The following is a 26,855-nucleotide window of genomic DNA, read 5'->3' on the forward strand; positions in this document are numbered from 1 at the left end:
TCCTCAAGGCATCTCGTCACCCCCGATGGCAAAAGGCCGCGCATTTCCCAACCCCCGCTACACTCCTCTCTGACCTGCTCGCGATTTATCCCCCAGACCCGTTCAGCCATCGCAAGGAGGCTCGATGAACGATGAATTGCAGCATCTGAAGAACCTTGGCAAGACCTCTGCGCAGTGGCTGCACGCAGCCGGCATCCACAGTGCATCGGATCTGCGCCGCCTGGGCGCGGTGGGTGCATACCAGGCCGTGAAGACACGAGGGTTTCGCGCATCAAAGGTGCTGTTGTACGCCATTGAAGGCGCCCTGCTGGACATGCACTGGAACGATTTGCCGCTCGAACGCAAAGAAGCCCTCAACCAACAACTCGACGCGAAGAACCCTTCGCAAAAAAATCCAAAATAATCGTGAAAAGGGGATTGACCGCTAAATGAGAATTGTTATGATTATCACAACTGGTCGCGAGACTGGTTGGATAAGCTAAGAGCCCCTGGTTCGGACTCTCAGATTATCTCCTCATCAGGCTAATCACGGTTATTGACCCGGCAATTTGCCGGGTCTTTTTTTGCCTATAGGTTTGTGTCGCCTGGCTTGACCCGGTCACCGCTCACATTACTGACGAAACTGCGCGCAATAGTCCTGCTCCGGCATCGCCGCCGTGTACCACATGTAATCCGCCTCGCCTGGCTCAACCTGCTCGCCCACCTCGGTAAGCAGCAGGACCTTGCTCCCCCCCGATGCGCCCAGATCAGCCAGATGCAACGGCACGCCCAAGTCCTTGCGCGCGTGGTAGGCCCCTGCGAACAGCAACGCCGGCTGCGGTGCCGCCAGCAAGCGCTCGGCCATGCGCCGGTCGCGCTGTTGCTGCACGGCCAGCATCGCTGGCAACTGGCTTTCAGGCAGCATCCCGCAGTGCCCAGCGCGCACTTGCTCCAGCAACGCAGCCTTTACCGCAGGCGCATTGGACTTATCACCCTTTAACAAAGCGGGCTGCCGATAAGCCTGGCGCATCTCGCCAGGCGACAGGTTGGCCGCCAGCAGCGGCACGCGCTGCTGCAAGGCCTCACGCACGATCGGCCCGTACAACGTCCAGTCCCAACCCTCTTGCCACGCCAGGGCCTTGGGCAAGTCTGCCGGCAAAGCATGCGCCTGCACCTTGTCGACCAGCGGTTGCTGCTCGGGCTGCAGCATTTCCAGCAAGAGGCTGCCTTGCGCGCGCCGAGCGTGCAAAGCGCGTAGCAGCCAAAGCTGCAGCGCATGATGATCGGGGTTGTCGTGCTTCTCGCCCACCATGACTCGGGGAGCCTCTGCCAAGCGCTGCACCAGCTGCTCAGGGCTGATCACCTGACCACTGGCAAGGTCGATGATGTGCCCCAACTCGGCATGCGTGCGCCCTTCACTGCTCTGCCAGGCGGGTAATGGCGGCAAGCTGGCCTGGCAGCCACCCAGTGACAGCATCAGGCATAGCATGAGACCAGACAGCAGCAGATGACGCATCGGCAATGCCTCCTAGCGGGTGATGATCAGTGGATGCCCACGCTCCGGGTGCGCCTGCACCAGCACGTCAATACCGTATACCGCTTTCAACGCTGCGGGAGTCAACACCGCCTCGGGCGTGGCAAAGGCATGACAGCGCCCCTGTTCCAGCAGCAGGATACGGTCACAGTAACGCGCCGCCAGGTTCAAGTCGTGCAGGATCACCAGCACTGCGGCGCCACGGTCGGCGAAGCGGCGTACAGACTCCAGCGTTGTGTGCTGGTGCAGCGGGTCGAGCATTGAGGTCGGCTCGTCGAGCAGCAGCGTGGTGCCCTCTTCGCCCGGCCACAACTGCGCCAGCACGCGAGCCAGGTGCACTCGCTGCCGCTCACCTCCCGATAAGGCCAGGTAACTGCGATCCACCAGATGCCAGGCATCTGCAGCCTGCAAGGCCGCCTCGACAATTTCTGCATCGCGCCGCTGCCCGGTCCCATGCGGCATACGCCCCATGCTCACAACCTCTTCGACCCGGAACGAGAAGCCCAGGCTGGACACCTGCGGCAGCACCGCCAGGCGCCTGGCACGCTCCTGCCCACCCCAGTCAGCCAATGGCCGTCCCTGTAGCGTTACCTGCCCACGGTCCGGTGCCAGTTCGCCACACAACACCCCCAACAGGCTGCTTTTGCCGGCACCGTTAGGGCCTAGCACACCCACAACCTGCCCCGGACTCAGTTGCAGGTGAATGTCGTGAAGCACCTCGTTGCTGCCCCGCCGCAGGTGCAGCCCTTCCACTTGCAACATCAGCTGCGCCCTCGCATCAGCAGGAACAGAAAGAACGGCGCACCGATAAAGGCCGTGACGATACCGATCGGCAACTCGGCAGGCGCCAGCAGCAGCCGCGCAGCCAGGTCGGCGAACAGCATCAGCACGCCGCCCGCCAGCAACGAAGCCGGCAGCACCACCCGGTGATCAGGCCCGGCCAGCAAGCGCACCAGGTGTGGTACCACCAGGCCGATGAAACCGATCAGCCCGGCGGCAGCCACCGCTGCCCCCACCCCCAGCGCCGTGCAGAACACCAGCTCACGCTTGAGCCGCTCGACATCAACGCCCAGGTGGCGTGCCTCCGACTCACCCAACAACAGCGCATTCAGCGCCTTGGCCCGGCGTGGCAACCACACCGCCACACCCGCGGCCACCAGCAGCAACGGCCACAGCCGCTCGTAGCTGGCACCGTTCAGACTGCCGAGGTTCCAGAACGTCAGTGTGCGCAGGGTAGCGTCGTCGGCCAGGTAAGAGAACAGCCCCACCGCCGCGCCGCCCAGCGCGGTCATGGCCACACCGGCCAGCAGCATCGTGGCCACGTTGGTCTGCCCATCGCGCCGCCCCAGGCGGTAAACCAGCGCGGTTACCCCAAGCCCCCCGACAAACGCGCAAAAGGACAGCAAATAGGGCGCGAAGGCCTCCGGCATGCCGCCAAACCAGGCACCGCCGACAATGGCGACCGCAGCCCCCATCGCAGCCCCGGCGGCCACCCCCACCAGCCCTGGGTCGGCTAACGGGTTACGGAACAGCCCCTGCATGGCCACACCGGACAGCGCCAGCACCGCGCCCACCGCCAACCCCAACAGGGTACGCGGCAGACGGATCTGGCCCAGGATCATCTCGGCCTGTTGCAGGCCGTCAGCCGCAATCGGCAGCCCCAGCAGGCGCAGGCCGGCACGCAGGGTGTCGAACAGCGGCAAGCTGACCGGCCCCAAGGCCAACGACAGCCAGACCGCCAACAGGCACAACAGGCTCAGGCAAATGAACAACGTACGTGGCTGTACCCGCTGCTTCATTGTGCAAAGCTGGCCTTGGCCGCCGGGTAGAAGTTGGCAGCCAGCGACTGCAAGGTAGCCGGCAGGCGTGGCCCAAGACCGCCGACCAGCAATGTTGGGTCAAGCGATACAAGGCGCTTCTCACGCACGGCACGGGACGCCGCCAGCGCGGGGTTTTCTTTCAGCAGCGCCTGCAAGGCCTGCTCATCGGCCAGCGCCCGGTCGGAGAACACGATCACATCCGGGTCCAGCGCGGCCAGTGCTTCGTTGGAGAAATTCTTGTAACCCTGATGCGCTGCCAGGTTACGCCCACCCGCCTGGCCCAACAGCCAGTCACCCGCAGTGCCCTGCCCGGCAATCAGCGGCTTGGCGCCGGCATGCCCGACGAGTAGCAGCACGCCCGGCGCCTTATGCCCTGCCTGGGCCTGCTTGACCTTGGCCTGCAAATCCTCAAGCTGCTGGTGGTAACTGGCCGCCAACGCCGACGCTTGCTGCTCGGCGCCAAGCAACTGGCCCAGGTGCTTGAGGTTTTCATCCACCGCCGACAGCTCGGCCCTGCTGGAAAACAACGCCACCTGCACACCCGCCTTGCGGATTTGCGCCAGCACCGGTGGCGGGCCCATTTCTTCGGTACCCACCAGCACATCCGGGCGCAGGCTAAGGATGCCTTCCGCCGACAGTTGCCGCTGGTAACCCACACTAGGCAGTGATTTCAACGATGCCGGGTGCTGGCTGGTGGTATCAACCCCCACCAGCCGCGCTTCACCGCCCAGCGCAGTTATCCACTCACTCAGTGCACCTCCGGCGCTGACCCAGCGTTGCGGCAGCTCGGCCGCCAGGGCCTGGGTAGAGAGCACAAGGCTTGCGCACAGCGCGAGCAAGGCGACGGGACGGCGCATCATCGGGTTCCTTCTGAAGGCGGACCACACGCCTTGTGGCGGGCGGCAGAACTGCGCACCATAGGTAGCCGGACGCAGCGAATGCGGGCAATTTGATAATTATTCGCATTGGCGCGTCAAGCCATCATCTGTTTCACGAGTCGTCCTTGCCATGCACTTCCTTTGTACCTCCCACGGCCTGGCCGAAGGCCAAAGCCGCGCCTTCAGCGTAGACGGCGTCGAACTGTTTGGCGTGCGTCGCCAAGGCCAGGTGTTCCTCTACCGCAACCGTTGCCCACACCGCGGCATCCCGCTGAACTGGGCGGAAGATGCGTTTCTCGATGACAGCGCCAGTCTCATCCACTGTGCCCACCATGGTGCGCTGTTCCTGATAGAAAGCGGCGAATGTGTGGCAGGCCCCTGTGAAGGAGAGCAACTTCAGCCCATGGGCTGCCACGAAGACAGCCAGGGCATCTGGTTCAAGGGTTGAGCAGCACTGGCAAGCGGCGGTCGATGACGATGCCTTCAGCGTCCAGGCGGGTACCGTAGGCCAGTACCTCAACGCCGTCGGCCACCGCGGCACGCAGGGCCTGAGCGTAGGCACCGTCGATTTCCTCGGCCGGGCGCACGGCATCGATACCGGTCAGGTTCACGCAGTACAGTTGTACCGCCCGTACGCCCTGCCGGGCCAGCGTGGCCAACTCGCGCAGATGCTTGGCACCGCGCTGGGTTACCGCATCCGGGAACGCTGCGACCGTGCTGTCGGGGTAGCCCAAGGTTACGCTCTTGACCTCGACATACACGGGCGCGCCGTCAAACTCCAGGCGAAAGTCGATCCGGCTGCCTTCCTCGCCGTAAGCCACTTCGCGCTTGAGCGCCGTGAAACCGGCCAGCTCGGCAATCACGCCTGCCCTCAGCGCCTCCTCGACCAGCGCATTGGCCCGCCCGGTATTCACACAGGCCAGCCGCCCCTGCGGCGTTTCGCTGATTTCCCAGGTACCCGGCAGCTTGCGCTTGGGGTCGGTGGAGCGGCTGAACCACACCTGCCCACCTTCACGCATGCAGTTGAGCATGGAGCCGGTGTTCGGGCAGTGAATGGTCAGATGTTCACCATTGGCCAGTTCGATATCGGCCAGAAAGCGCTTGTAGCGGCGCAGCAGGCTGCCCTGTTCAAGTGAAGGAGAGAAACGCATCAGCCTTGCCAGCTCCGCAGGCCACGGGCAATGCGCTGCACCGCCTCTTCCAGGCGTGGCAGGCTCTGGGTGTAGGCAAAGCGCACATGGTGGCCGGCCAGGTGACGGCCGAAGTCCAGGCCCGGCGTGAAGGCCAGGTGCTCGGTTTCCAGGAAGTGCCGACAGAAGGCGAACGCATCACCGCCAAAGGCACTGATGTCGGCATATAGGTAGAACGCGCCCTGTGGCTCGACGGCAATGCGGAAGCCCAGTTCGCGCAGGGCTGGCAACAGATAGTCGCGACGGCGGGCGAATTCGGCGCGGCGTTCTTCAAAAATGGCCAGGGTTTCCGGCTGGAAGCATGCCAGAGCAGCATGCTGCGCCATGCTAGGTGCGCTGATGTACAGGTTCTGCGCCAGTTTTTCCAGATCAGCCACTGCGCCAGGCGGCGCCACCAGCCAGCCGAGGCGCCAACCGGTCATGCCGAAATACTTGGAAAAACTATTCAGAACGAACGCCGAGTCGTCGACTTCCAGCACGCTTGGCGCGTCCATGCCATAGGTAAGGCCATGGTAGATCTCATCCACCACCAGGTGACCGTGACGCTCATGGGTGGCCCTGGCAAGGCTGGCCAGCTCGTCACGCCCCAGCACGGTGCCGGTCGGGTTGGCCGGCGAAGCGACCAGAGCGCCCACCGTGTCCTTGTCCCAGTAACGGTCGACCAGGTCGGCTGTCAGTTGGTAATTCACGTCCGGCCCTACCGGCACCAACTGCGCGCCCCCCTCGACCAGGCGCAGGAAGTGGCGGTTGCACGGGTAGCCCGGGTCGGCCAGCAGCCAGTGCTTGCCCGGGTCAACCAACAGGCTGCTGGCCAGCAGCAATGCGCCTGAGCCACCCGGGGTAATGAGGATGCGCTCCGGGTCGATACTCAGCCCATACCGCTGGCCATAAAAGCCGGCGATGGCTTCGCGCAGTTGTGGCAGCCCGCGCGCTGCGGTGTAGCGGGTGTGCCCAGCGGCCAGTGCCGCCTGGCCGGCCGCGACGATGGGCGCGGCCGTGGTGAAGTCCGGCTCACCGATTTCCAGGTGGATCACGTCATGCCCGGCCGCCTGCAGCTCGTTGGCCCGGGCCAGCAGTGCCATGACATGGAAGGGTTCGATGGCGCGACTGCGCGCACTGTAGGGGTGGGCCATGACCTTCTCTCAATTGGGTCTAAACTGGAGATTCTACCTCTGCACGCCACCGAACGTACGGCTCAGGCCGCTGTCAATTGCCAGTAACAGGCGGGGTAGCGCACCCCCGATCTATCTGGTAAGTTCGGCGGCTCGCAGTCGCAGGGCCGGCGGGTGCCGGAGATGGAGCAGCCTGCGCATTGGATCAGATGAGTGAGAGGCGGTCTATTCATGTCCACCGTAGAAAAGCAAAAAGCCCAGACCATGTACGGTGTCGAGCCATACGTAGAAACCAAGGGTGAAGAGTACATGGGCGAGCCCATGAAAAAACACTTCACCAAGCTTCTCGGCGCCTGGAAGCAAGAGCTGATGACCAGCGTGGACCGCACTGTGGACCACATGAAGGACGAAGCAGCCAACTTCCCCGACCCGGCCGACCGCGCCAGCCAGGAAGAAGAGTTCGCCCTGGAACTGCGCAACCGCGACCGCGAGCGCAAGCTGATCAAGAAAATCGACAAGACCCTCGACAAGATCAAGGCCGACGAATACGGCTGGTGTGAGTCGTGCGGTATCGAAATCGGCCTGCGCCGCCTGGAAGCCCGTCCGACCGCGGACCTGTGCTTCGACTGCAAGGAAATCGCCGAGAAAAAGGAAAAAACGATCGGCAAAGGCTGATCTTTCTTCCACCTGAACGGGGCGCTCGATGCGCCCCGATTCATTTATATGCCCAGCCAGACCATGACCGACTCCAGCTACATCGGGCGTTTCGCCCCCACCCCCAGCGGCTTCCTGCACTTCGGCTCGCTGGTCGCCGCCCTCGCCTCCTGGCTCGATGCCCGCGCCGTCAACGGCCGCTGGCTGCTGCGCATGGAAGACACCGACCCACCCCGCGAAATGCCCGGCGCCCGCGATACCATCCTGCAAACCCTTGAACGTTACGGCCTGGAATGGGATGGCGAGGTTGTGTTCCAGAGCCAGCGCCACGACGCCTACGCGGCAGTGGTCGACCGCCTGTTCAACATGGGCCTGGCTTATGCCTGTACGTGTTCGCGCAAGCAACTGGAGGGTTACAACGGGATTTACCCGGGTCTGTGCCGCAACGCCGGGCACGCCCGTGAAGGTGCAGCAATCCGCTTGCGCGTGCCCGAGCTGATCTACCGCTTTACCGACCGGGTACAGGGTGAGTACCAGCAGCACCTGGGGCGTGAGGTGGGCGACTTTGTCATCCAGCGCCGTGACGGGCTGTATGCCTACCAGCTGGCGGTGGTGCTGGACGATGCCTGGCAGGGTGTTACCGATATCGTGCGTGGCGCCGACCTGCTCGACAACACCCCGCGCCAGCTGTACCTGCAAGAGCTGCTGGGCTTTTCACAGCCGCGCTACCTGCATATTCCGCTGATCGTGCAACCGGACGGGCACAAGCTGGGCAAGTCGTACCGCTCGCCGCCGTTGCAGGCAGAGCATGCTACGCCGTTGTTGCTGCGCGCGTTGCGGGCGCTGGGGCAAGAAGCAGACCCCGAGTTACTGCTGGCAACACCGGCTGAAGTGCTGGCGGTGGCGCGCAAGCAGTGGCGGCCGGAGGCGATTGCGCAGCGGACCACGGTGCCAGAGGCTGAGTTGCGCTGAGGCTTTAGCGGCCTCTTCGCGGGCACAGGCAAAACAACTCTCAAAAACAAAAGCCCAACAAATTCAAACTCTTGGCTAACCTCACCGATTCCCGCTAGCATCCCCCCAGCCATTTGCGCCAATAATAAGTCCAAGCCCGCAGCGCCCAACCATCGAGGCCAGCATGTACATCTATCGTTTGGTCCTGCTTCTGGTCGTGGGGATCTACCTGTTCTCCCCGGCCATCATGGACTGGTGGATCGAACCGACCGGAGCCTGGTACCGCCCTTACCTGCTCTGGCTGATCCTGATCGTCGTCACCTTCATCCTGCAGAGCCAACGAGATGCCGATGAGCTTTAGCCTGACCCAGATGATCCTGATCAGCGCCGGGTACCTCATGGTGCTGTTCGGCGTGGCCTGGATCAGCGAGCGGGGGGTCATCCCGCGCTCGATCATTCGCCACCCGCTTACCTACACCCTGTCGCTGGGCGTATACGCCAGTGCCTGGGCCTTCTATGGCTCAGTCGGCCTGGCCTACCAGTACGGCTACGGCTTCCTTGCCTGTTACCTGGGCGTGTCCGGCGCGTTCCTGCTGGCACCGGTGCTGCTATACCCGATCCTCAAGATCACCCGCACCTACCAGCTGTCCTCCCTGGCCGACCTGCTGGCGTTCCGCTTCCGCAGTACCTGGGCGGGGGCGCTGACCACCATCATCATGCTGATTGGCGTGTTGCCTTTGCTGGCGCTGCAAATCCAGGCGGTTGCCGACTCGATCAGCATCCTCACCGGTGAGCCGGTCAAGGCAAGGGTGGCATTCGCCTTCTGTACGCTGATCATCCTGTTCACCATCTTCTTCGGTTCGCGGCACATCGCCACGCGTGAGAAACACGAAGGGCTGGTGTTCGCCATCGCCTTCGAATCGGTGATCAAGCTGCTGGCCTTGGGCGGCATCGGCCTTTACGCCCTTTATGGCGTATTTGGCGGCCCGCACGAACTGGAAGTCTGGCTGCTGCAGAACCAGACCGCTCTGGCCGCCCTGCACACCCCGTTGCAGGAAGGGCCATGGCGCACCCTGCTGCTGGTGTTCTTCGCCTCGGCCATCGTCATGCCGCACATGTACCACATGGCCTTCACCGAAAACCTCAACCCGCGCTCACTGGTCAGCGCCAGCTGGGGCCTGCCGCTGTTCCTGCTGCTGATGAGCCTGGCCGTGCCGCTGGTGCTGTGGGCCGGCCTGCGCCTGGGCGCCAGCACCAACCCCGAGTACTTCACCCTGGGCCTGGGTATTGCCGCCAACAACGAGGCACTGGCACTGCTGGCCTACGTCGGCGGCTTGTCGGCCGCCAGCGGCCTGATCATCGTCACCACTCTGGCGCTGTCGGGCATGGCCCTCAACCATCTGGTACTGCCGCTGTATCAACCCCCGGCCGAAGGCAACATCTACCGCTGGCTGAAGTGGACCCGCCGCGCGCTGATCGTTGCCATCATCACCGCCGGCTTCATGTTCTACCTGACCCAGAACAACCACCAGAGCCTGGCCAACCTGGGCATCGTCGCCTTCGTCGCCACCCTGCAGTTCCTGCCAGGCGTGCTGTCGGTGCTGTACTGGCCCACCGCCAACCGCCGCGGCTTCATTGCCGGGTTGCTGGCCGGCACCCTGGTGTGGATGGTGACCATGCTGCTGCCGCTGCTGGGCAACCTGCAGGGCTTCTACATCCCGATGCTGGACATGATCTATGTGCTGGACGACACCAGCTGGCACATGGCGGCCATTGCCTCGCTGGCGGCCAACGTGCTGCTGTTTACCCTGATCTCGCTGTTCACCAACGCCAGCAACGAAGAAGTCAGCGCCGCCGAAGCCTGTGCGGTGGACAACGTGCGCCGTCCGCAGCGCCGCGAGCTGCACGCAGCCTCGCCCCAGGAATTCGCCACCCAGCTGGCCAAACCGCTGGGCGCCAAGGCCGCACAAAAGGAAGTGGAGCAGGCCCTGCGCGACCTCTACCTGCCGTTCGACGAGCGCCGCCCTTATGCCCTGCGCCGCCTGCGAGACCGCATCGAAGCCAACCTGTCCGGGCTGATGGGGCCGAGCGTGGCCCAGGACATGGTCGAGACCTTCCTGCCGTACAAGTCCGGTAACGAAAACTACGTGACCGAAGACATCCATTTCATCGAAAGCCGCCTGGAAGACTACCACTCGCGCCTGACCGGCCTTGCCGCAGAGCTCGATGCCCTGCGCCGTTACCACCGCCAGACCCTGCAGGAGCTGCCCATGGGCGTCTGCTCGCTGGCCAAAGACCAGGAAATCCTGATGTGGAACAAGGCCATGGAAGAGCTCACCGGCATCGCCGCCAAGCATGTGGTCGGCTCGCGCCTGGTCACCATCGACGAGCCTTGGCGCGGCCTGCTGCAAGGCTTCATCAACGTGCCCGACGAGCACCTGCACAAGCAGCGCCTGGCGCTGGACGGCCAGCCGCGCTGGCTGAACCTGCACAAGGCCGCCATCGACGAGCCGCTGGCACCCGGAAACAGCGGCCTGGTGCTGCTGGTGGAAGACCTGACCGAAACCCAGGCACTGGAAGACAAGCTGGTGCATTCCGAGCGCCTGGCCAGCATCGGCCGCCTGGCCGCTGGCGTAGCCCACGAAATCGGCAACCCGATTACCGGCATCGCCTGCCTGGCGCAAAACCTTCGTGAAGAACGTGAAGGTGATGGCGAAATCATCGAGCTGTCCAGCCAGATCCTCGACCAGACCAAGCGGGTATCGCGCATCGTCCAGTCGCTGATGAGCTTCGCCCATGCCGGCGGCAGCCACCAGAACAGTGAAGAGCCGGTGTGCCTGGCCGAAGTGGCGCAGGACGCCATCGGTCTGCTGGCGTTGAACCGGCGCAATTTCGAAGTACAGTTCTTCAACCTCTGCGACCCGGACCACTGGGCCGAAGGGGACCCGCAGCGCCTGGCCCAGGTGCTGATCAACCTGCTCTCCAACGCCCGCGATGCCTCACCGCCCGGCAGCGCCGTGCGCGTGCGCAGCGAAGTGAGCGAGCACACCGTCGACCTGATCGTCGAGGACGAGGGCAGCGGGATACCGAAGAGCATCATGGACCGCCTGTTCGAACCCTTCTTCACCACCAAAGACCCGGGCGAAGGAACCGGACTGGGGCTCGCTCTGGTCTATTCCATCGTGGAAGAGCATTATGGGCAAATCACCATCGACAGCCCGGCCGATATCGAACGGCAACGTGGCACCCGGATCCGCGTGACCCTGCCCCGGCATGTCGTAGCGACGTCCCCTGAAATTCGAGACCGTCGAGAGAATTGAATCAATGCCGCACATTCTGATCGTCGAAGACGAAACCATCATCCGCTCGGCCTTGCGTCGCCTGCTCGAGCGGAACCAGTACCAGGTCAGCGAAGCCGGCTCGGTGCAGGAAGCCCAGGAACGCTTCAGCATTGCCACCTTCGACCTCATCGTCAGCGACCTGCGCCTGCCAGGTGCGCCCGGCACCGAGCTGATCAAGCTCGGCCAAGGTACCCCGGTGCTGATCATGACCAGCTACGCCAGCCTGCGCTCGGCGGTGGATTCGATGAAAATGGGCGCGGTGGACTACATCGCCAAGCCCTTCGACCACGACGAGATGCTGCAGGCCGTGGCGCGTATTCTGCGCGACCGGCAGAACGCTCCGGCCGCCGCACTGGCTGCCGAGCCACGCGCCACCAACGGCAAGGCCGCCGCGGCCGACAAAGGCAGCGCGGCTGCGGCCAATGGCGAAATCGGCATCATCGGTTCATGCCCGCCCATGCAGGACATGTACAGCAAGATCCGCAAGGTGGCGCCCACCGACTCCAATGTGCTGATCCAGGGTGAGTCGGGTACCGGTAAAGAGCTGGTGGCCCGCGCCCTGCACAACCTGTCACGCCGGGCCAAGGCACCGATGATCTCGGTGAACTGCGCGGCCATCCCCGAGACCTTGATCGAGTCCGAACTGTTCGGCCACGAGAAAGGCGCGTTCACCGGTGCCAGCGCCGGGCGTGCGGGCCTGGTAGAGGCCGCCGACGGTGGCACGCTGTTCCTTGACGAAATCGGTGAACTGCCACTGGAAGCCCAGGCCCGTCTACTGCGTGTACTGCAGGAAGGCGAGATTCGCCGGGTGGGGTCGGTGCAGTCGCAAAAGGTCGATGTGCGCCTGATCGCCGCGACCCACCGCGACCTGAAGAACCTGGCCAAGGCCGGCCAGTTCCGCGAAGACCTTTACTATCGCCTGCACGTCATCGCCCTGAAACTGCCTGCCCTGCGCGAGCGCGGCAGTGACGTGAACGAGATCGCCAGCGCCTTCCTCGCCCGCCAACGCGCGCGTATCGGTCGCGACGACCTGCACTTCTCGGCCGAGGCCGAGCAAGCCATTCGCCATTACAGCTGGCCAGGTAACGTGCGAGAGCTGGAAAACGCCGTGGAGCGTGCGGTGATTCTTAGCGAGAGCGCAGAAATTTCGGCCGACCTGCTGGGCATCGACATTGAACTGGGCGACCTGGAGGAGGACGAGATCCTCAACAACGCCCTGGTTGCAGCCAGTGCTGCAAATGCCAGCCACGAGCCGACCGAAGACCTGTCGCTGGAAGACTACTTCCAGCACTTCGTGCTCGAACACCAGGACCACATGACCGAGACCGAGCTGGCACGCAAGCTTGGCGTCAGCCGCAAGTGCCTGTGGGAACGCCGTCAGCGCCTGGGTATTCCACGGCGCAAAAGCAACGTTACCAGCGATAACTGACCTGCCTGGCGTACGCCGCAGCATATGCGGTGGGGTGAGACCAAGCGCCGCCCGCGCGGCGCATCGCGAGCTGCGCTCGCTCCTACGTCTGTTTAGGGCCAATCATTCCTGGGGTATTTGCGCGCGTACGCCTTGGTGCATGGCGCGATATTGCGTAGTACAAACCAGGCGGTCGCGCGCGCCTGCCACAGGCGTTACTGGCCAAAAACAAACGTAGGAGCGAGCGCAGCTCGCGATGCGCCGCGCGGGCGGCGCTCGATCTCACAGGCGCTGAAGCTGTCACGACGAACACCCCAGGTAACACATCAGTCCCCACAAAAATCTGTTACCCAACCTTTGGGTCGTAACAGTTCCCGAGGCGTACGGTAACGAAATCCCGACATTTTCAGCCCCTCGAAAATCACCAGAACGCCTCAACCCCTTGATTTTACTGGACTTGCAAAAGTTGGCACGGCACCTGCTATATGCTTAGTACAAAAACAATAACAAGCACTGCAACTCAGAATAAGAACAAGACGAAACGGCTCACGCACAATAAAAACAAGACGGCGGAGGCGCAGCTAACTGATTCTTTTGGAGAGGATGCGTGTTTGGGGCTTGCCCCACAACCAGGCAGAGAACAACAAAAACTGCACTAAAAAGCAGCGCCTGAACTGGTTGGATCGACAGATCAACGTGACATCAGCGGCCAAAGCAATCCGTTTGCTCTTAACCCCTGGATTGGGGGTCGTCCACAAGCTTCGAGATTTGTGGACAGGGCACTCAACAAAAACAAGAAGCCCAGCAAAAAAACAATAAGAGCACGCAACGACTTCTTGGGGAGCTTAGGCTCCCCTTGTCGTTTCTACCCTTCTGGCAGGCATCCTGCTACCCGCCTACACCATTCCCTGAGTAAATGCTAGAATCCCCGCCCATCATGCGGCCATTCTCCTATTCTTGGCCGAACATTCCTTCAAACAGTGCATCCCATGCTGAAGAAGCTGTTCCAGTCGTTCCGCCCGCCCGTACCGGGCCAGCACCACAGGCGCACCACGCCTGAGGTGATCAACAAGAGCCAGCACTCGCTGCAGCGCCACCAGTTCAGCCGCCATGCGGTGAACATCGTGGAACGCCTGCAAAGCGCCGGCTACCAGGCTTACCTGGTCGGGGGCTGTGTCCGCGACCTGATGCTGGGCATCACGCCGAAAGACTTCGACGTCGCCACCAGTGCCACTCCCGAACAGGTCCGTGCCGAGTTCCGCAACGCGCGCATCATTGGTCGCCGCTTCAAGCTGGTCCACGTGCATTTCGGCCGTGAGATCATCGAAGTCGCCACCTTCCGCGCTCCTCACTCGGAAGAAGATCAGGGCGACAGCCACCGTTCGTCGCACAATGCCAGTGGCCGCATCCTGCGTGACAACGTGTACGGCACCCTGGAAGAAGACGCGCAACGCCGCGACTTCACCATCAACGCCCTGTACTACGACCCGGTCAGCGAGCGCATTCTCGATTACGCCAACGGTGTGCACGACGTGCGCAACCGCCTGTTGCGGCTGATCGGCGACCCGACCCACCGCTACCAGGAAGACCCGGTGCGCATGCTGCGTGCGGTGCGTTTCGCCGCCAAGCTCGACTTCGGCATCGAAAAGCACACGGTCCAGCCGATTCGCGAACTGGCCCCGTTGCTGCGCGAGATCCCGCCAGCGCGCCTGTTCGAAGAAAGCCTCAAGCTGTTCCTTTCCGGCCAAGGCGCCATCGCGTTCGAAATGCTGGTCGACCTGCAATTGTTCGAGCCGCTGTTCCCGGCCAGTGCCCACGCCCTGGACGAGCGCCCGACCTACACCCACACGCTGATCAGCCAGGCACTGAACAACACCGACCTGCGCGTGAAGCAAGGCAAGCCGGTCACGCCGGCGTTCCTGTTCGCTGCACTGCTGTGGCCAGCCTTGCCATCCCGCGTGCTGCACCTGCAGAACCAGGGTGTACCGCCGATTCCGGCCATGAACGGTGCCGCTCACGACTTGATCGCCGAGCAATGCGCACGCATTGCCATCCCCAAGCGCTTCACCCTGCCGATCCGCGAGATCTGGGACATGCAGGAGCGCCTGCCACGTCGCAGTGGCAAGCGTGCCGACATGCTGCTGGACAACCCCCGCTTCCGCGCCGGTTACGACTTCCTGCTGCTGCGTGAAAGCGCAGGCGAAGAAACCGACGACCTCGGCCAGTGGTGGACCGACTACCAGGATGCCAACGACAGCGAGCGCCGCGAGATGATCCGCGAGCTGGGCAGCCGTGACGAAGGCACCGGTGCCGGCCCGCGTAAACGCAAACGCAGCGGCAGCAAGCGCAAACGCAGTGGCGACGAGGCGTTCGAGTGAAGACCCGCGCCTACGTCGGCCTGGGCAGCAACCTGGACGCACCTGCCGAGCAGCTGCGCAGCGCCTTGCAGGCGCTTGACCAGGTGGACAGCACCCGCCTGGTAGCGGCCTCTGCCCTGTACACCAGCGACTCGCTGCTGCCCGGCCAACCGCGCTACACCAACGCAGTTGCTGCCCTGGACACTGCTCTGCCGCCCCTGGCCCTGCTCGATGCGCTGCAGGCCATCGAGAACGACCAGGGCCGCGTGCGCAAGGAACGCTGGGGCCCGCGCACGCTGGACCTGGACATCCTGCTGTTCGGTGATCAGGTACTCGACGAGCCACGCCTGAAAGTGCCGCACTACCACATGCACGCCCGCCCCTTCGTGCTGTACCCGCTGGCCGAACTGGTCCCGGGCGATTTCCGCCTGGCCGATGGCCGCGCCCTCGCGCAGTTACTCGCAGACTGTCCGTTCGTCGGCCTGGAACGCCTGTAAACCGGGCGTTCCAGCCTGCCACGCCACTGCGGTAACGCCAGTAACACCCTGATCGTAACAATGCGGTAACAGGGTGATTGACTTCCCCCACCTCGCTCACGACTATAGGCGTCCCGTGTGGCACCAAAGTGCCGCATACCCGTATTTAGGCCCGGACGGACCTGTGCCCGAACATCACGCGCGATGATGTGCCGCTCCGGAAGATGACTACACGCGTTGAATGCAGTCGTTTTTTACAGCGCCTGAACGAGGAATTTCCTACATGCCTGAAGTAACCCTCACCACCCTCAATGGCCTCAAGGCCAAGGGTGAAAAAATCACCATGCTGACCTGCTACGACGCGACCTTCGCCAAGGCCGCCAGCCAGGCCGGTGTCGAAGTGTTGCTGGTGGGCGACTCGCTGGGGATGGTCCTGCAGGGCCACGACAGCACCTTGCCGGTCACCACAGCAGACATGGCCTACCACACTGCCTGTGTCAAACGCGGCAATGACGGCGCCCTGATCCTTGCCGACCTGCCGTTCATGGCACATGCCACCCCGGAACTGGCCTTCGCCAACAGCGCCACGCTGATGCAAGCCGGCGCCCACATGATCAAGATCGAAGGCGCTGCCTGGCTGGCAGAAACCATCCGCCTGCTGGCCGAGCGTGGCGTGCCGGTGTGCGCGCACATGGGCCTGACCCCGCAGACCGTCAACGTACTGGGCGGCTACAAGGTGCAGGGCCGCCAGGAGGCCCAGGCCCGGCAGATGCGTGCCGACGCCATCGCCCTGGAGCAGGCTGGTGCGGCCATGCTGCTGCTTGAATGCGTACCCAGCGAACTGGCGGCAGAAATCACCAATGCCGTGGGCATCCCGGTAATCGGCATCGGCGCCGGCAGCGCCACCGATGGCCAGGTGCTGGTGCTGCACGACATGCTCGGCCTGTCGCTGAGCGGCCGGGTACCGAAGTTCGTGAAGAACTTCATGGAAGGCCAGCCAGGCATTCAAGGCGCCCTTGTCGCCTATGTCGAGGCCGTCAAGCAAGTCAGCTTCCCAGGTAGCGAACACGGGTTCAGTGCATGAATACAGTCAAAACCGTCCGTGAACTGCGTGCAGCCGTTGCCCGCGCCCGCGGTGAAGGCAAACGCATCGGCTTCGTGCCGACCATGGGCAACCTGCACAGCGGCCACGTAGCCTTGGTGACCAAAGCTGCACAACGCGCCGACTTTGTGGTGGCCAGCATCTTCGTCAACCCGCTGCAGTTCGGCGCCAACGAAGACCTGGACAAATACCCGCGCACCCTGGCCGCCGACCAGGAACGCCTGCTGCAAGCCGGCTGCAACCTGCTGTTCGCGCCCACCGTGCAAGAGATGTACCCCGACGGCATGAGCGTGCAAACCCGCGTCAGCGTACCGCAGCTTTCCGAAGGCCTCTGCGGCGCCAGCCGGCCTGGGCATTTCGAAGGCGTGGCCACAGTGGTCAACAAGCTGTTCAACATGGTCCAGCCGGACCTTGCCGTATTCGGTGAAAAGGACTTTCAGCAACTGGCAGTGATCCGTGCCATGGTGCGCGACCTGAACATGCCGGTCCAGATCATCGGCGAGCCCACCGTGCGTGCTGAAGATGGCCTGGCGCTGTCGTCGCGCAATGGTTACCTCACGCCCGAGCAGCGTATTGCAGCGCCCGCGCTGTACCGCACACTGCAGCACATTGCAGCGGGCATCCGCCGTGGCCAACGGGATTTTGCCGCGCTGGTCGCTGAAGGCCAGGCGCAACTGAGCACTGCGGGTTTGCGCCCGGACTACCTGGAAGTCCGTCATGCCGTGAGCCTGCGCCCGGCAATGATCGATGATCGCGACCTGGTTGTGATCGCGGCGGCTTACCTCGGTAACACCCGGTTGATCGACAACCTTTACCTGCACGTCGAAGACAAGACCGCGTAAGAGCCTGGGGCTGCTTTGCAGCCCCAAAATCACCCTGCCCTACCCATTCCCAGCGCGTGGCCTTTGCCTATAATGATGCCAGCCTGAACCCGGCAATGACTGCCGTGTCCAAGGCATCACCACGCACCAAGGGAACCCCGCGCAATGGCGTATTACCGTACACCCCACGATGTGACGGCCCTGCCCGCCTGGCAGGCGCTTCAGCAACACCGCGACGCCATGCAAGGTTTCAGCATGCGCGAAGCCTTTGCCGCCGATGCCAAACGCTTCGACCAGTTCTCCCTGAGCTGCTGCGGCCTGTTCCTGGACTACTCGAAAAACCTGATCACCGAACAAAGCCGCGACCTGCTGGTCAACCTGGCCAACGAAGTGGGCCTGCAAGACGCCATCAAATCGATGTTCGGCGGCGAAATCATCAACGCCTCCGAAGGCCGCCCCGTGCTGCACACTGCGCTGCGCCGACCGGTGGGCGACAAGCTCAGCGTCAACGGCGTGAACGTCATGCCGGAAGTGCACAAGGTGCTCAACCAGATCACCGAACTGGTCGGTCGCATCCACGACGGCCTCTGGCGCGGCTACAGCGAAAAGCCGATCACCGACGTGGTCAACATCGGCATCGGCGGCTCGTTCCTCGGCCCCGAACTGGTGTCCGAAGCACTGCTGCCGTACGCCCAACGCGGCGTGCGTTGCCACTACCTGGCGAACATAGACGGCAGTGAGTTCCACGAGCTGTCGGCCAACCTGCGTGCCGAAACCACCCTGTTCATTGTCTCGTCCAAGTCGTTCAACACCCTCGAGACCCTGAAAAACGCCATGGCCGCACGCACCTGGTACCTGGCCCAGGGCGGCTCGGAAGCCGAGCTGTACCGCCACTTCATCGCCGTTTCCAGCAACAAGGCTGCCGCCGTGGCCTTTGGTATCCGCGAAGAGAACATCTTCCCGATGTGGGACTGGGTAGGCGGGCGTTACTCGCTGTGGTCGGCCATCGGCCTGCCGATTGCCCTGGCCATTGGTACGGCCAACTTCAAGGAGTTGCTGTCGGGTGCCTACACCATGGACCAGCACTTCCAGACCGCGCCGTTCGACAAGAACATGCCAGTGCTGCTGGCCCTGCTAGGCGTGTGGTACGGCAACTTCTGGGACGCGAACAGCCATGCGATCCTGCCGTACGATCACTACCTGCGTAACATCACCAAGCACCTGCAGCAGCTGGACATGGAGTCCAACGGCAAGAGCGTGCTGCAGGACGGCACCCCGGTGAAGGTTGATACCGGCCCGGTGATCTGGGGCGGCGTTGGCTGTAACGGTCAGCACGCCTATCACCAGTTGCTGCACCAGGGCACCCAGCTGATTCCGGCCGACTTCATCGTGCCGGTGGTGAGCTTCAACCCGGTGGCCGACCATCACCAGTGGCTTTACGCCAACTGCCTGTCGCAGAGCCAGGCGCTGATGCTGGGCAAAACCCGTGAAGAAGCCGAAGCCGAGCTGCGCAGCAAAGGCCTGAACGAAGCGGACATCGAAAAACTGGCCCCGCACAAGGTGATCCCGGGCAACCGCCCGAGCAACACCTTGGTCGTGGAGCGCATCAGCCCTCGCCGCCTGGGTGCGCTGGTGGCGATGTACGAACACAAGGTGTTCGTCCAAAGCGTGATCTGGGGTATCAACGCGTTCGACCAGTGGGGCGTAGAGCTGGGCAAGGAGCTGGGCAAAGGCGTTTACCAACGCCTGGTCGGCAGCCTGGAAGACAGCGCCGAAGATGGCTCTACCCAAGGCCTGATCAACTACTTCCGCGGCCGTCACCGCGGGTAATCCGATACCTGCACCGGCCCCTTCGCAGGTAAACCCGCGAAGAGGCCGGCACAGGTTGAACACCTCTCCCAGCTACACTCTCCTATCGAATAGCCGTTGCAGTCCATCGCCCCTTACAAGAGCAGGACCACCCGCCATGTTCGATATCCGCAATTACCCCGAGGCCCTGGCCGTCAGCCAGTCTGCCGCCCTCACCCCCGACGAATACCGCCGCCTCTACCGCCAGTCGGTAGACGACCCTGACACCTTCTGGGCCGAACAGGCCAAGCGCCTGGACTGGATCAAACCTTGGTCCAGCGTGCAGCAATGCGACCTGAAAACCGGCAAGGCCCGTTGGTTCGACGGTGCCCAACTCAATGTCAGCTACAACTGCATTGATCGCCACCTGGCCCTGCGTGGCGAGCAAACTGCCCTATTGTGGGAAGGTGACGACCCAAACGACTCAAAAGCCATCACCTACCGCGAGCTGCACCGCCAGGTCTGCCGCCTGGCCAACGCCCTGAAGGCACGCGGGTTAAAGAAAGGCGACCGGGTATGCATCTACATGCCGATGATCCCGGAGGCCGCCTTCGCCATGCTTGCCTGCACCCGCATAGGTGCCATCCACTCGGTGGTGTTCGGCGGCTTCTCCCCCGATGCCCTGCGTGACCGTATTCTCGATGCCGACTGCCGCACCGTGATCACCGCCGATGAAGGCGTGCGCGGCGGCAAACGCATCCCGCTGAAACAGAATGTCGACAAGGCCCTTGCCAGTTGCCCTGCCGTCAGCAGCGTATTCGTGGTGCGCCGCACCGGTGGCGATGTTACCTGGGTCGAAGGCCGTGACCTCTGGTACCACGAGGCAACAGAAAATGCCGGCAACGACTGCGCCCCCGAACCGATGGAGGCCGAAGACCCGCTGTTCATCCTCTACACCTCTGGCAGCACCGGTAAACCCAAGGGCGTGCTGCACACCACCGCCGGTTACCTACTGCAGGCGACGATGACCTTCAAGGTGGTGTTCGACTACCGTGACGGCGAGGTGTTCTGGTGCACCGCCGACGTCGGCTGGGTCACCGGCCACAGCTACATCGTCTACGGCCCACTGGCCAATGGCGCGATTTCGCTGATGTTCGAAGGCGTGCCCAACTACCCGGACACCTCACGCTTCTGGCAGGTGGTGGACAAGCATCAGGTGAACATCTTCTACACCGCCCCGACCGCCCTGCGCGCACTGATGCGCGAGGGCTCCGCGCCACTGCAAAGCACTTCGCGCAAAAGCTTGCGGCTGCTGGGCAGCGTCGGCGAACCGATCAACCCCGAAGCCTGGGAATGGTATTTCGAGGAAGTCGGGCAAAAGCGCTGCCCCATCGTCGACACCTGGTGGCAGACCGAAACCGGCGGCATCATGCTTACCCCGCTTCCCGGCTCCCAGTCACTCAAGCCCGGCTGCGCGACCCAGCCCATGTTCGGCGTGCAACCGGTACTGCTGGACGAACAGGGCAAGCTGATCGAAGGCCCCGGCGCCGGCCTGCTGGTGATCAAGGCCAGTTGGCCAGGGCAGATTCGCAGCGTGTATGGCGACCACCCGCGCATGGTGGATACCTACTTCAAGCCCATGCCCGGCTATTACTTCACTGGCGACGGTGCCCGCCGCGATGCCGACGGCGACTACTGGATTACCGGCCGCATCGACGATGTGATCAATGTCTCGGGCCACCGCATCGGCACCGCCGAAGTGGAAAGCGCACTGGTGCTGCATGACAGCGTCGCCGAAGCGGCAGTGGTCGGATACCCCCACGACCTCAAAGGCCAAGGCGTCTACGCCTTCGTCACGCCGATGAATGGCGTGACGCCAGACGACACGCTGAAGGCCGAACTGCTGGCCCTCGTCAGCAAGGAAATTGGCAGTTTTGCCAAGCCCGAGCTGATCCAGTGGGCCCCGGCGCTACCCAAGACCCGCTCAGGCAAGATCATGCGGCGTATACTGCGCAAAATCGCCTGCAACGAGCTGGACAACCTGGGTGACACCTCTACCCTGGCCGACCCCAGCGTAGTCCAAGGCCTGATCGACAAACGCCTCAACCAGTAACCGGCGGCCGCTGCCCATGGCCGCCCTGCACCGCAGGTCGCCATGGAAGCCCTTCGTCGCCGTATCGAAACCCAGGTCATGAGCCTCACCGGGCTGGCCCTCGGCCAGCTCGACCTGGAATCGCCCAAGGGCGACCCCGGCCTATTCGGCCCCCACAGCATCAGTTGGCAAGTGCATGGCGACTTCCCGAGCATGCTTGTCGGCGGCATCAGTGCACTCATGCTGCAGTTACTGCACCCGCTGGCCCTGGCCGGTGTGTGGGACCACTCCAATTTCCGTGAAGACCTGATCGGCCGCTTGCGCCGTACCAGTCAGTTTATTTCCGGTACCACCTTCGGTTCCACGCGCGATGCCGAATGGCTGATCGACAAAGTGCGCACCATCCACCTGCAGGTCACCGGCACTGCGCCGGATGGCCGCCCTTATGCGGCCAGCGACCCCGACCTGCTGACCTGGGTTCATGTGGCAGAAGTCAGCAGCTTTCTCGCTGCCCACTTGCGCTACCGCAACCCGCAGCTGTCGCGCGCCGAGCAAGATGCCTACTACGCCGAAATTGCCCTGATTGCCGAGCGCCTTGGCGCCCGGGATGTGCCACGTTCGTGCCAGCAGATCGAAGACTACCTGCTGCGCATGCGTGCGCAGTTGCGCTGCGACAGCCGCAGCCACGAGGTAGTCGGGATTCTGCTCGACGCCCCGGCCCCCAGCCGCCTGGCACAGCCGGTGGGCAAACTGATGCTGCACGCCGGTATCGACCTGTTGCCGGATTGGGCCCAGACCCTGCTCGGTCTGCAGCACGGGCCCTTGCAGCAGCGCATGATACGCCTGGGCCTGCGACGCACCGCACCGGTATTGCGCTGGGCCATGCGAGACGGTTCGGCGCACCGGGCCAAACGGCGCATGGGCATCGAATAAGGTCAAATGGTCGCCCCTGCGGAACTGATTTAACGTGCCATACTCCAAGCACTCCTGCTTAGACAGACGAAGCGACACATGTACAAAGGATTGACTCGCGCCGCTGGCGCACTCTTGGCCCTTGTGGCCCTCTACAGCCTGCTCGGCTTCCTCATTCTTCCCGGTGTGGCACTGCGCATCGCCAACCAGCAGTTGGCCCAGTACGCGACGGTGCCGGCCCACCTCGAACGGGTCGAACTCAACCCCTTCAGCCTAGAGCTGACATTGTGGGGCCTGCAGATCGGCGAGCCCGGCAAGGAACAGGTCGGGTTCGAGCGTCTGTACGCCAACCTCTCGCTCGACAGCCTGTGGACCAAAGCGCTGCACCTGGAAGCCGTAGAGCTCGACAAACCGCGTAACGAGGTGCTGTTTGCCAAGGACGGTAGCCTTAACCTGACCGGCCTGTTCAAGCTGCCCGCCAGCGAAGCCAAACCTGACGAGCCACCCAGCGAGCCGTTCCCGCTGCGCATCGGTAGCATCAAGCTCATCGACGGCTACCTGCATTTCGAGGACTTGCGCCCCAGCGAGCCGATTGAGTTCCTCTACGACAACATGAACCTGGAGCTGAAAAACCTCAGCACCTTGCCTGACGACAGTGCCGACATGACCCTGGTGGCCAACGGCCCCAATGGCGGGCGCATTGATTGGAACGGGACCCTGAGCCTGTCACCGATCGCCTCTGAAGGCACGCTGAAGATCACGGAAGGCAAAATGAAGGCCTTCTGGCCGTACGTACGTGATGCTGTGCCACTGGTGCTGGAAGACGGCGTGGTCAGCCTCGACACGCACTACAAGCTCAACCTCGCCAAACAGACCGAGCTGTTGCTGGAAAACGCCTCCGTGCGCATTGCGCCGTTCGCCATCAAGGCCCCGGATGGCCGCCCCTTGGCACGCCTGGCCAGCCTGGAGGTGAGCGAAACCTCCGTTGACCTGGTCAAGCAACAGGTCACCGTAGGCAAAATCCGCAGCGAGAAACTCGAAACCTGGGCTGCGCTGGAAAAAGACGGCCAGCTCGATTGGCAAAAGCTGTTTGCCAGCCAGCCTGCCAAAGCCACGCCGAAGGAAAAGGCAGAGCCGGCTGCCGCCGAGCCGACACCTGAGCAGCAAGCCGCCAAAGAGCCGAGCAAGCCTTGGCAAGTGCTGCTCAAGGACGTGCAATTGCGCAACTACCTGGTGCACCTGGCAGACCGCAGCCAGAAAGAGCCGGTAGCCTTGGACATCGGCCCGCTCAACGCCGACCTGCAAGGCTTCGACAGCCTCAACCAGTCGCCCTTCACGCTCAAGCTCGATACGGGCGTAGGCAAGCAAGGCAAGCTGCAGGCTGCCGGCCAGGTCAACCTGGCGCCGATATGGGCCAAGCTGGACGTAAGCACCCGCGATATCGACCTGCGCGTAGCACAGGCCTATATCAGCCCGTTCATCCTGCTGGAACTGCGCAGTGGCATGCTCTCCAGCGACCTCAAGGTCGACCTGAAGAACACCGCACCGCTGGCCTTCAATATCACGGGCAAAGCCCAGGTAAACCAGCTGCACACCCTCGACACCATCAAGAGCCGCGACTTCGTCAAATGGCAGCAGGTGAACGTCGATGGCTTGTCTTATGTACACGGCGATGCGTTGTCGATCGACAAGGTAACCCTGCTGCAACCCTATGCACGCTTCATCATCAACGAAGACCGCACCACCAACGTCAATGACCTGTTGATCCCGCAACCGGCTGGCACCCCGGCGAAAAGCCAAGCCAAGCCGGCCTCAACCAGCAGCGACAAGCCGCTGGGTATCCACATCGGCCAGATCGACATCAACGACGGCTCGGCCAACTTCGCCGACCTCTCCCTCACCCCCAACTTCGCCACGGCCATTCAGCAGCTCAATGGCCAGATCGGCACCATCGACAACCGCAAGCCGGTGCCGGCCAAGGTCGACGTGAAGGGCAAGGTCGACCGCTACGCACCGGTCACCATCAAGGGCGCGCTCAACCCGTTCAACCCGCTGGCCAGCCTGGATATCGCCACCAGCTTCAAGCGCGTCGAACTGACCACCCTCACGCCCTACTCCGGCAAGTTCGCGGGCTTTCGCATTCGCAAAGGCAGGCTCAACCTCGACCTGCACTACCTGATTACCAACGGCCAGCTCAAGGCCGAGAACAAGGTGGTGGTGGAGCAACTGCAGCTGGGCGAAAAAGTCGACAGCCCGGACGCAGTCGACCTGCCGATCCGCCTTGCAGTAGCGCTGCTGAAAGATACCGAGGGCAAGATTTCGATCGAGCTGCCAGTGTCTGGCGACCTCAACAACCCGCAATTCAGTGTGATGCCGATCGTCTGGCAAACCCTGCGCAACCTGGTACTGCGCGCGGCACAGGCGCCGTTCAAGTTCATCGGCGGGCTGATTACCGGCGGTGGCTCGGAAGACCTGGGCAACGTGGCGTTCGCCCCTGGGTCCAGCGAGCTCAGTGGCGATGCCCAGTCGTCCCTGGACAAGCTGGCATCCGCGCTGAAAGAACGCCCGGAACTGCGCCTGGAAATCGAAGGCACCAGCGCCCAGGCCAGCGATGGCCCGCTGATCGCCCAGCAGCGCCTGGAGCGTGAGTACCAGGCCACCTGGTACAAGATCCTGCAGCGCCGGGGCGACAAGGTGCCGGCCAATGCCTCGATGCTGGTGGTGGACGACAGCGACAAACCGGCAATGCTCGAAGGCATTTACCGCACTCGCCTGAAGCAGCAGCCACCTGCCGAATGGGAGCAACTGGGCCGCGACGAACGTACCGCCAAGCTGCGCGAGGCAGTGATCAAGTCGTGGGCCGAGAGCACCGCCTTGCTGCGCACGCTGGGCCAGGAGCGGGCCAGCAGTATCAAGGATTACCTGGTGGACAAGGGCAAGCTGGAAGATGACCGGGTGTATTTCATCGATACCAGCCTGGGGCAGCCTGAGAGCGATGGGCGGGTGGTGACGCCGATGCACCTGGATGCTGAATAATCTTTTTTAGCAGGTCTGGCCTCTTCGCGGGCAAGCCCGCTCCCCCAGGAATCGAGCGCAGTTCAAGGCCTGTGCAGTACCTGTGGGAGCGGGCTTGCCCGCGAATGGGCCGGAACAGGCATCAGACCAACCGTTGCCCAGACACAGCCGGGTGATACAGCGGCTGCACCTTGTTCCCCGCCGGGTCCAGCAGGTGGAAGCTACGCGCTCCGTCACCGTGGTTGAACGGCCGGTCCAGCAGCGTGACACCGTGGGCCTTGAAGTACTGGTACCACGCCTCCAGCTCCTCCACGCTGTCCACAATGAACCCGTAATGATCGAGCGTCTGCAACCCATTGGACGCCCCTGCCCCACGTCCCAGCGAAAGGTTGTCGTTGCCACAGGTGAGGTACACCAGGTCTTCGTTGGCACGGTTCAATACCTCCATACCCAGCACATCGACATAAAAGCGTTCGCACTCTTCCAGGTTGGGTACCAGCAAGGCGATATGGCGCAAGCCATTCAGGCGGCCGGGGCGTGCAGGCAATTCGGACATTGGCGAGACTCCATTTTTGTATACAATTCACTAATGAATTTAAAACAAAAGGAGCGACTTGTGTATAGCCTGTTTATCAAGACCCGTGTGAAGCCCGGTTGCGCCGAGGATTTCCTGACAGCGATCAAGGTCAATGCCGCAGCTTCTGTCACCAACGAGCCAGGCTGCCTGGTATTCGATGTGTCGCAGGACCGACTCGATCCGCAGGTAATCTACCTGTACGAAATCTACCGCGATGATGCCGCGTATGAAGCGCATACCCAGACCGCACACTTTCGTGATAGCCGCCCACTGGTAGAGCCGCTGATCGTCGAGCAGGAATGCTTCGAAAGCGATGTAATCGCCCTCAACCCGGGCTACTGAGTGCAAAAGCAAAGCCCCGGCACAGGCCAGGGCTTCGGTAGAGGTGGCCAAATCCGTTTGGCCGACGGGACATCCCTTATTCGGACTTCAGGCCATCAGCCGAAACGGCCTGAACGCCTTTGATCTTCTTAGCGATGGCGACTGCCATCTCTTTCTGTGCATCGGTAATGGCCACGTCGGACGACAGCGACACGACACCTTTATTGGTCTCGACTTTGATGTCACTGCCTGGCACGCCTTTCTCGGTCATCAGGTCGGCTTTGACCTTGGTGGTGATCCAGGTATCAGAGGTAGCTTCCTTGGCTTTGGTCACCTCACCGGCCGCCAGCGTCATGGGGGCCTGGGTGGACTGTTGGGCGAATGCCGCGTTAGCCATGGTCAGGGTCAGAGCGGTAGCAGTAGCGGCAGCAATGGCGAACTTCTTCATGTGGGTCACTCCTGTTTGTCGAAAGGTCTGCGCCGTATGTCCTGGCGGCAGGTATGAAGGTAGTTGCATGTGCTGTGCC

24 protein-coding genes are annotated in these 26,855 nt (G+C 62.8%); 16 read left to right on the forward strand and 8 right to left on the reverse strand.

Going from position 1 to position 26,855, the window contains the following annotated elements; translation table 11 throughout:
- Positions 1-124 precede the first annotated feature (124 nt).
- The gene (locus ACF8R4_RS20960; protein ID WP_060498420.1) at positions 125-403 is read left to right on the forward strand and encodes a TfoX/Sxy family protein; all 279 of its coding nucleotides are present in this window, start codon (positions 125-127) and stop codon (positions 401-403) included.
- Between the two features lie 207 nt (positions 404-610).
- Here ACF8R4_RS20960 and ACF8R4_RS20965 read toward each other — a convergent pair whose 3' ends face one another.
- Genes ACF8R4_RS20965 through ACF8R4_RS20980 form a run of 4 tightly spaced genes read right to left on the reverse strand, consistent with a single transcriptional unit; the run spans position 611 to position 4,193 of the window.
- A complete protein-coding gene (locus ACF8R4_RS20965; protein ID WP_060498421.1) occupies positions 611-1,495 on the reverse strand; it encodes a ChaN family lipoprotein in 885 nt (294 codons plus the stop codon).
- Between the two features lie 12 nt (positions 1,496-1,507).
- Positions 1,508-2,275 (reverse strand): heme ABC transporter ATP-binding protein, encoded by a 768-nt coding sequence (locus ACF8R4_RS20970; protein WP_028699679.1) that lies wholly within the window; start codon positions 2,273-2,275, stop codon positions 1,508-1,510.
- The gene (locus ACF8R4_RS20975) at positions 2,275-3,258 is read right to left on the reverse strand and encodes a FecCD family ABC transporter permease (RefSeq protein WP_392493472.1); all 984 of its coding nucleotides are present in this window, start codon (positions 3,256-3,258) and stop codon (positions 2,275-2,277) included. The genes ACF8R4_RS20970 and ACF8R4_RS20975 overlap by 1 nt, the downstream gene beginning before the upstream one ends.
- Before the next feature lie 50 nt (positions 3,259-3,308).
- Positions 3,309-4,193, reverse strand: coding sequence for a hemin ABC transporter substrate-binding protein (locus ACF8R4_RS20980; RefSeq protein WP_060498423.1), 885 nt, complete (start codon positions 4,191-4,193; stop codon positions 3,309-3,311).
- A gap of 148 nt (positions 4,194-4,341) precedes the next feature.
- On the opposite strand from ACF8R4_RS20980, the gene ACF8R4_RS20985 reads away from it, so the two are divergent.
- Positions 4,342-4,659: a Rieske (2Fe-2S) protein gene (locus tag ACF8R4_RS20985; protein ID WP_060498424.1), complete on the forward strand. Its 318-nt coding sequence runs from the start codon at positions 4,342-4,344 to the stop codon at positions 4,657-4,659.
- Here ACF8R4_RS20985 and sfsA read toward each other — a convergent pair.
- Positions 4,649-5,362 (reverse strand): DNA/RNA nuclease SfsA, encoded by a 714-nt coding sequence (gene sfsA, locus ACF8R4_RS20990; protein WP_060498425.1) that lies wholly within the window; start codon positions 5,360-5,362, stop codon positions 4,649-4,651. The genes ACF8R4_RS20985 and sfsA overlap by 11 nt on opposite strands.
- The gene (locus ACF8R4_RS20995) at positions 5,362-6,534 is read right to left on the reverse strand and encodes a pyridoxal phosphate-dependent aminotransferase (protein WP_060498426.1); all 1,173 of its coding nucleotides are present in this window, start codon (positions 6,532-6,534) and stop codon (positions 5,362-5,364) included. The genes sfsA and ACF8R4_RS20995 overlap by 1 nt, the downstream gene beginning before the upstream one ends.
- Before the next feature lie 210 nt (positions 6,535-6,744).
- Here ACF8R4_RS20995 and dksA point away from each other — a divergent pair, with 210 nt between their 5' ends.
- The 13 genes from dksA (at position 6,745) to ACF8R4_RS21060 (ending at position 25,451) form a co-directional block, all read left to right on the forward strand.
- A complete protein-coding gene (gene dksA / locus ACF8R4_RS21000) occupies positions 6,745-7,188 on the forward strand; it encodes an RNA polymerase-binding protein DksA (protein WP_060498427.1) in 444 nt (147 codons plus the stop codon).
- Positions 7,189-7,251: 63 nt separating this feature from the next.
- On the forward strand, positions 7,252-8,139 hold the full coding sequence (gluQRS, locus tag ACF8R4_RS21005; protein WP_392493473.1) for a tRNA glutamyl-Q(34) synthetase GluQRS: 888 nt from the start codon (positions 7,252-7,254) through the stop codon (positions 8,137-8,139).
- Between the two features lie 163 nt (positions 8,140-8,302).
- Complete coding sequence (locus ACF8R4_RS21010) at positions 8,303-8,479, forward strand: hypothetical protein (RefSeq protein ID WP_003250005.1); 177 nt, start codon at positions 8,303-8,305, stop codon at positions 8,477-8,479.
- Positions 8,463-11,438, forward strand: coding sequence for a sensor histidine kinase (locus ACF8R4_RS21015; protein WP_164525092.1), 2,976 nt, complete (start codon positions 8,463-8,465; stop codon positions 11,436-11,438). Before ACF8R4_RS21010 ends, ACF8R4_RS21015 begins: the two co-directional genes overlap by 17 nt.
- A 4-nt stretch (positions 11,439-11,442) precedes the next feature.
- Positions 11,443-12,888 carry a sigma-54 dependent transcriptional regulator gene (locus ACF8R4_RS21020; protein WP_060498429.1) on the forward strand — a complete coding sequence of 482 codons (1,446 nt, stop codon included), beginning with the start codon at positions 11,443-11,445 and terminating at the stop codon, positions 12,886-12,888.
- A 968-nt stretch (positions 12,889-13,856) separates the two neighbouring features.
- Positions 13,857-15,245 carry a polynucleotide adenylyltransferase PcnB gene (locus ACF8R4_RS21025; protein WP_060498432.1) on the forward strand — a complete coding sequence of 463 codons (1,389 nt, stop codon included), beginning with the start codon at positions 13,857-13,859 and terminating at the stop codon, positions 15,243-15,245.
- Positions 15,242-15,721, forward strand: a complete 480-nt coding sequence (gene folK / locus ACF8R4_RS21030; RefSeq protein WP_060498433.1) for a 2-amino-4-hydroxy-6-hydroxymethyldihydropteridine diphosphokinase — start codon at positions 15,242-15,244, stop codon at positions 15,719-15,721. The genes ACF8R4_RS21025 and folK overlap by 4 nt, the downstream gene beginning before the upstream one ends.
- Positions 15,722-15,983: 262 nt before the next feature.
- A complete protein-coding gene (gene panB, locus ACF8R4_RS21035; RefSeq protein ID WP_060498434.1) occupies positions 15,984-16,784 on the forward strand; it encodes a 3-methyl-2-oxobutanoate hydroxymethyltransferase in 801 nt (266 codons plus the stop codon).
- Positions 16,781-17,644, forward strand: a complete 864-nt coding sequence (gene panC, locus ACF8R4_RS21040; RefSeq protein ID WP_060498435.1) for a pantoate--beta-alanine ligase — start codon at positions 16,781-16,783, stop codon at positions 17,642-17,644. The genes panB and panC overlap by 4 nt, the downstream gene beginning before the upstream one ends.
- Positions 17,645-17,788: 144 nt before the next feature.
- Positions 17,789-19,453 carry a glucose-6-phosphate isomerase gene (gene pgi / locus ACF8R4_RS21045; protein ID WP_060498436.1) on the forward strand — a complete coding sequence of 555 codons (1,665 nt, stop codon included), beginning with the start codon at positions 17,789-17,791 and terminating at the stop codon, positions 19,451-19,453.
- A 136-nt stretch (positions 19,454-19,589) separates the two neighbouring features.
- The gene (acs, locus tag ACF8R4_RS21050; RefSeq protein WP_164525094.1) at positions 19,590-21,524 is read left to right on the forward strand and encodes an acetate--CoA ligase; all 1,935 of its coding nucleotides are present in this window, start codon (positions 19,590-19,592) and stop codon (positions 21,522-21,524) included.
- A 42-nt stretch (positions 21,525-21,566) separates the two neighbouring features.
- Positions 21,567-22,436 carry an oxygenase MpaB family protein gene (locus ACF8R4_RS21055; protein WP_060498438.1) on the forward strand — a complete coding sequence of 290 codons (870 nt, stop codon included), beginning with the start codon at positions 21,567-21,569 and terminating at the stop codon, positions 22,434-22,436.
- A gap of 78 nt (positions 22,437-22,514) precedes the next feature.
- Positions 22,515-25,451 (forward strand): DUF748 domain-containing protein, encoded by a 2,937-nt coding sequence (locus ACF8R4_RS21060; protein ID WP_156867643.1) that lies wholly within the window; start codon positions 22,515-22,517, stop codon positions 25,449-25,451.
- 121 nt (positions 25,452-25,572) lie between these two features.
- Here ACF8R4_RS21060 and ACF8R4_RS21065 read toward each other — a convergent pair whose 3' ends face one another.
- Positions 25,573-25,986 carry a VOC family protein gene (locus ACF8R4_RS21065; protein ID WP_016391800.1) on the reverse strand — a complete coding sequence of 138 codons (414 nt, stop codon included), beginning with the start codon at positions 25,984-25,986 and terminating at the stop codon, positions 25,573-25,575.
- Positions 25,987-26,046: 60 nt separating this feature from the next.
- Here ACF8R4_RS21065 and ACF8R4_RS21070 point away from each other — a divergent pair, with 60 nt between their 5' ends.
- Positions 26,047-26,349, forward strand: coding sequence for a putative quinol monooxygenase (locus ACF8R4_RS21070; RefSeq protein WP_060498440.1), 303 nt, complete (start codon positions 26,047-26,049; stop codon positions 26,347-26,349).
- A 76-nt stretch (positions 26,350-26,425) separates the two neighbouring features.
- On the opposite strand, the gene ACF8R4_RS21075 is transcribed toward ACF8R4_RS21070, so the two are convergent.
- Positions 26,426-26,776, reverse strand: coding sequence for a BON domain-containing protein (locus ACF8R4_RS21075; protein ID WP_016712080.1), 351 nt, complete (start codon positions 26,774-26,776; stop codon positions 26,426-26,428).
- Positions 26,777-26,855: the final 79 nt, after the last annotated feature.

Origin of the sequence: Pseudomonas sp. FYR_2 (assembly GCF_043106425.1) — a bacterium.
Lineage (GTDB): Bacteria > Pseudomonadota > Gammaproteobacteria > Pseudomonadales > Pseudomonadaceae > Aquipseudomonas > Aquipseudomonas monteilii.

Bases quoted from the DNA above. Each gene is read 5' to 3' on its own strand.
- ACF8R4_RS20965 (WP_060498421.1), bottom strand. From the start codon at position 1,495: ATGCGTCATCTGCTGCTGTCTGGTCTCATGCTATGCCTGATGCTGTCA.
- gluQRS (WP_392493473.1), top strand. From the start codon at position 7,252: ATGACCGACTCCAGCTACATCGGGCGTTTCGCCCCCACCCCCAGCGGC.
- dksA (WP_060498427.1), top strand. From the start codon at position 6,745: ATGTCCACCGTAGAAAAGCAAAAAGCCCAGACCATGTACGGTGTCGAG.
- ACF8R4_RS21020 (WP_060498429.1), top strand. From the start codon at position 11,443: ATGCCGCACATTCTGATCGTCGAAGACGAAACCATCATCCGCTCGGCC.
- ACF8R4_RS20985 (WP_060498424.1), top strand. From the start codon at position 4,342: ATGCACTTCCTTTGTACCTCCCACGGCCTGGCCGAAGGCCAAAGCCGC.
- sfsA (WP_060498425.1), bottom strand. From the start codon at position 5,362: ATGCGTTTCTCTCCTTCACTTGAACAGGGCAGCCTGCTGCGCCGCTAC.
- panB (WP_060498434.1), top strand. From the start codon at position 15,984: ATGCCTGAAGTAACCCTCACCACCCTCAATGGCCTCAAGGCCAAGGGT.
- ACF8R4_RS21015 (WP_164525092.1), top strand. From the start codon at position 8,463: ATGCCGATGAGCTTTAGCCTGACCCAGATGATCCTGATCAGCGCCGGG.
- ACF8R4_RS21025 (WP_060498432.1), top strand. From the start codon at position 13,857: ATGCTGAAGAAGCTGTTCCAGTCGTTCCGCCCGCCCGTACCGGGCCAG.
- pgi (WP_060498436.1), top strand. From the start codon at position 17,789: ATGGCGTATTACCGTACACCCCACGATGTGACGGCCCTGCCCGCCTGG.
- ACF8R4_RS20980 (WP_060498423.1), bottom strand. From the start codon at position 4,193: ATGATGCGCCGTCCCGTCGCCTTGCTCGCGCTGTGCGCAAGCCTTGTG.
- ACF8R4_RS21055 (WP_060498438.1), top strand. From the start codon at position 21,567: ATGGAAGCCCTTCGTCGCCGTATCGAAACCCAGGTCATGAGCCTCACC.
- ACF8R4_RS21065 (WP_016391800.1), bottom strand. From the start codon at position 25,986: ATGTCCGAATTGCCTGCACGCCCCGGCCGCCTGAATGGCTTGCGCCAT.
- ACF8R4_RS20970 (WP_028699679.1), bottom strand. From the start codon at position 2,275: ATGTTGCAAGTGGAAGGGCTGCACCTGCGGCGGGGCAGCAACGAGGTG.
- ACF8R4_RS20995 (WP_060498426.1), bottom strand. From the start codon at position 6,534: ATGGCCCACCCCTACAGTGCGCGCAGTCGCGCCATCGAACCCTTCCAT.
- acs (WP_164525094.1), top strand. From the start codon at position 19,590: ATGTTCGATATCCGCAATTACCCCGAGGCCCTGGCCGTCAGCCAGTCT.
- ACF8R4_RS20960 (WP_060498420.1), top strand. From the start codon at position 125: ATGAACGATGAATTGCAGCATCTGAAGAACCTTGGCAAGACCTCTGCG.
- ACF8R4_RS21010 (WP_003250005.1), top strand. From the start codon at position 8,303: ATGTACATCTATCGTTTGGTCCTGCTTCTGGTCGTGGGGATCTACCTG.
- ACF8R4_RS21060 (WP_156867643.1), top strand. From the start codon at position 22,515: ATGTACAAAGGATTGACTCGCGCCGCTGGCGCACTCTTGGCCCTTGTG.
- ACF8R4_RS21075 (WP_016712080.1), bottom strand. From the start codon at position 26,776: ATGAAGAAGTTCGCCATTGCTGCCGCTACTGCTACCGCTCTGACCCTG.
- panC (WP_060498435.1), top strand. From the start codon at position 16,781: ATGAATACAGTCAAAACCGTCCGTGAACTGCGTGCAGCCGTTGCCCGC.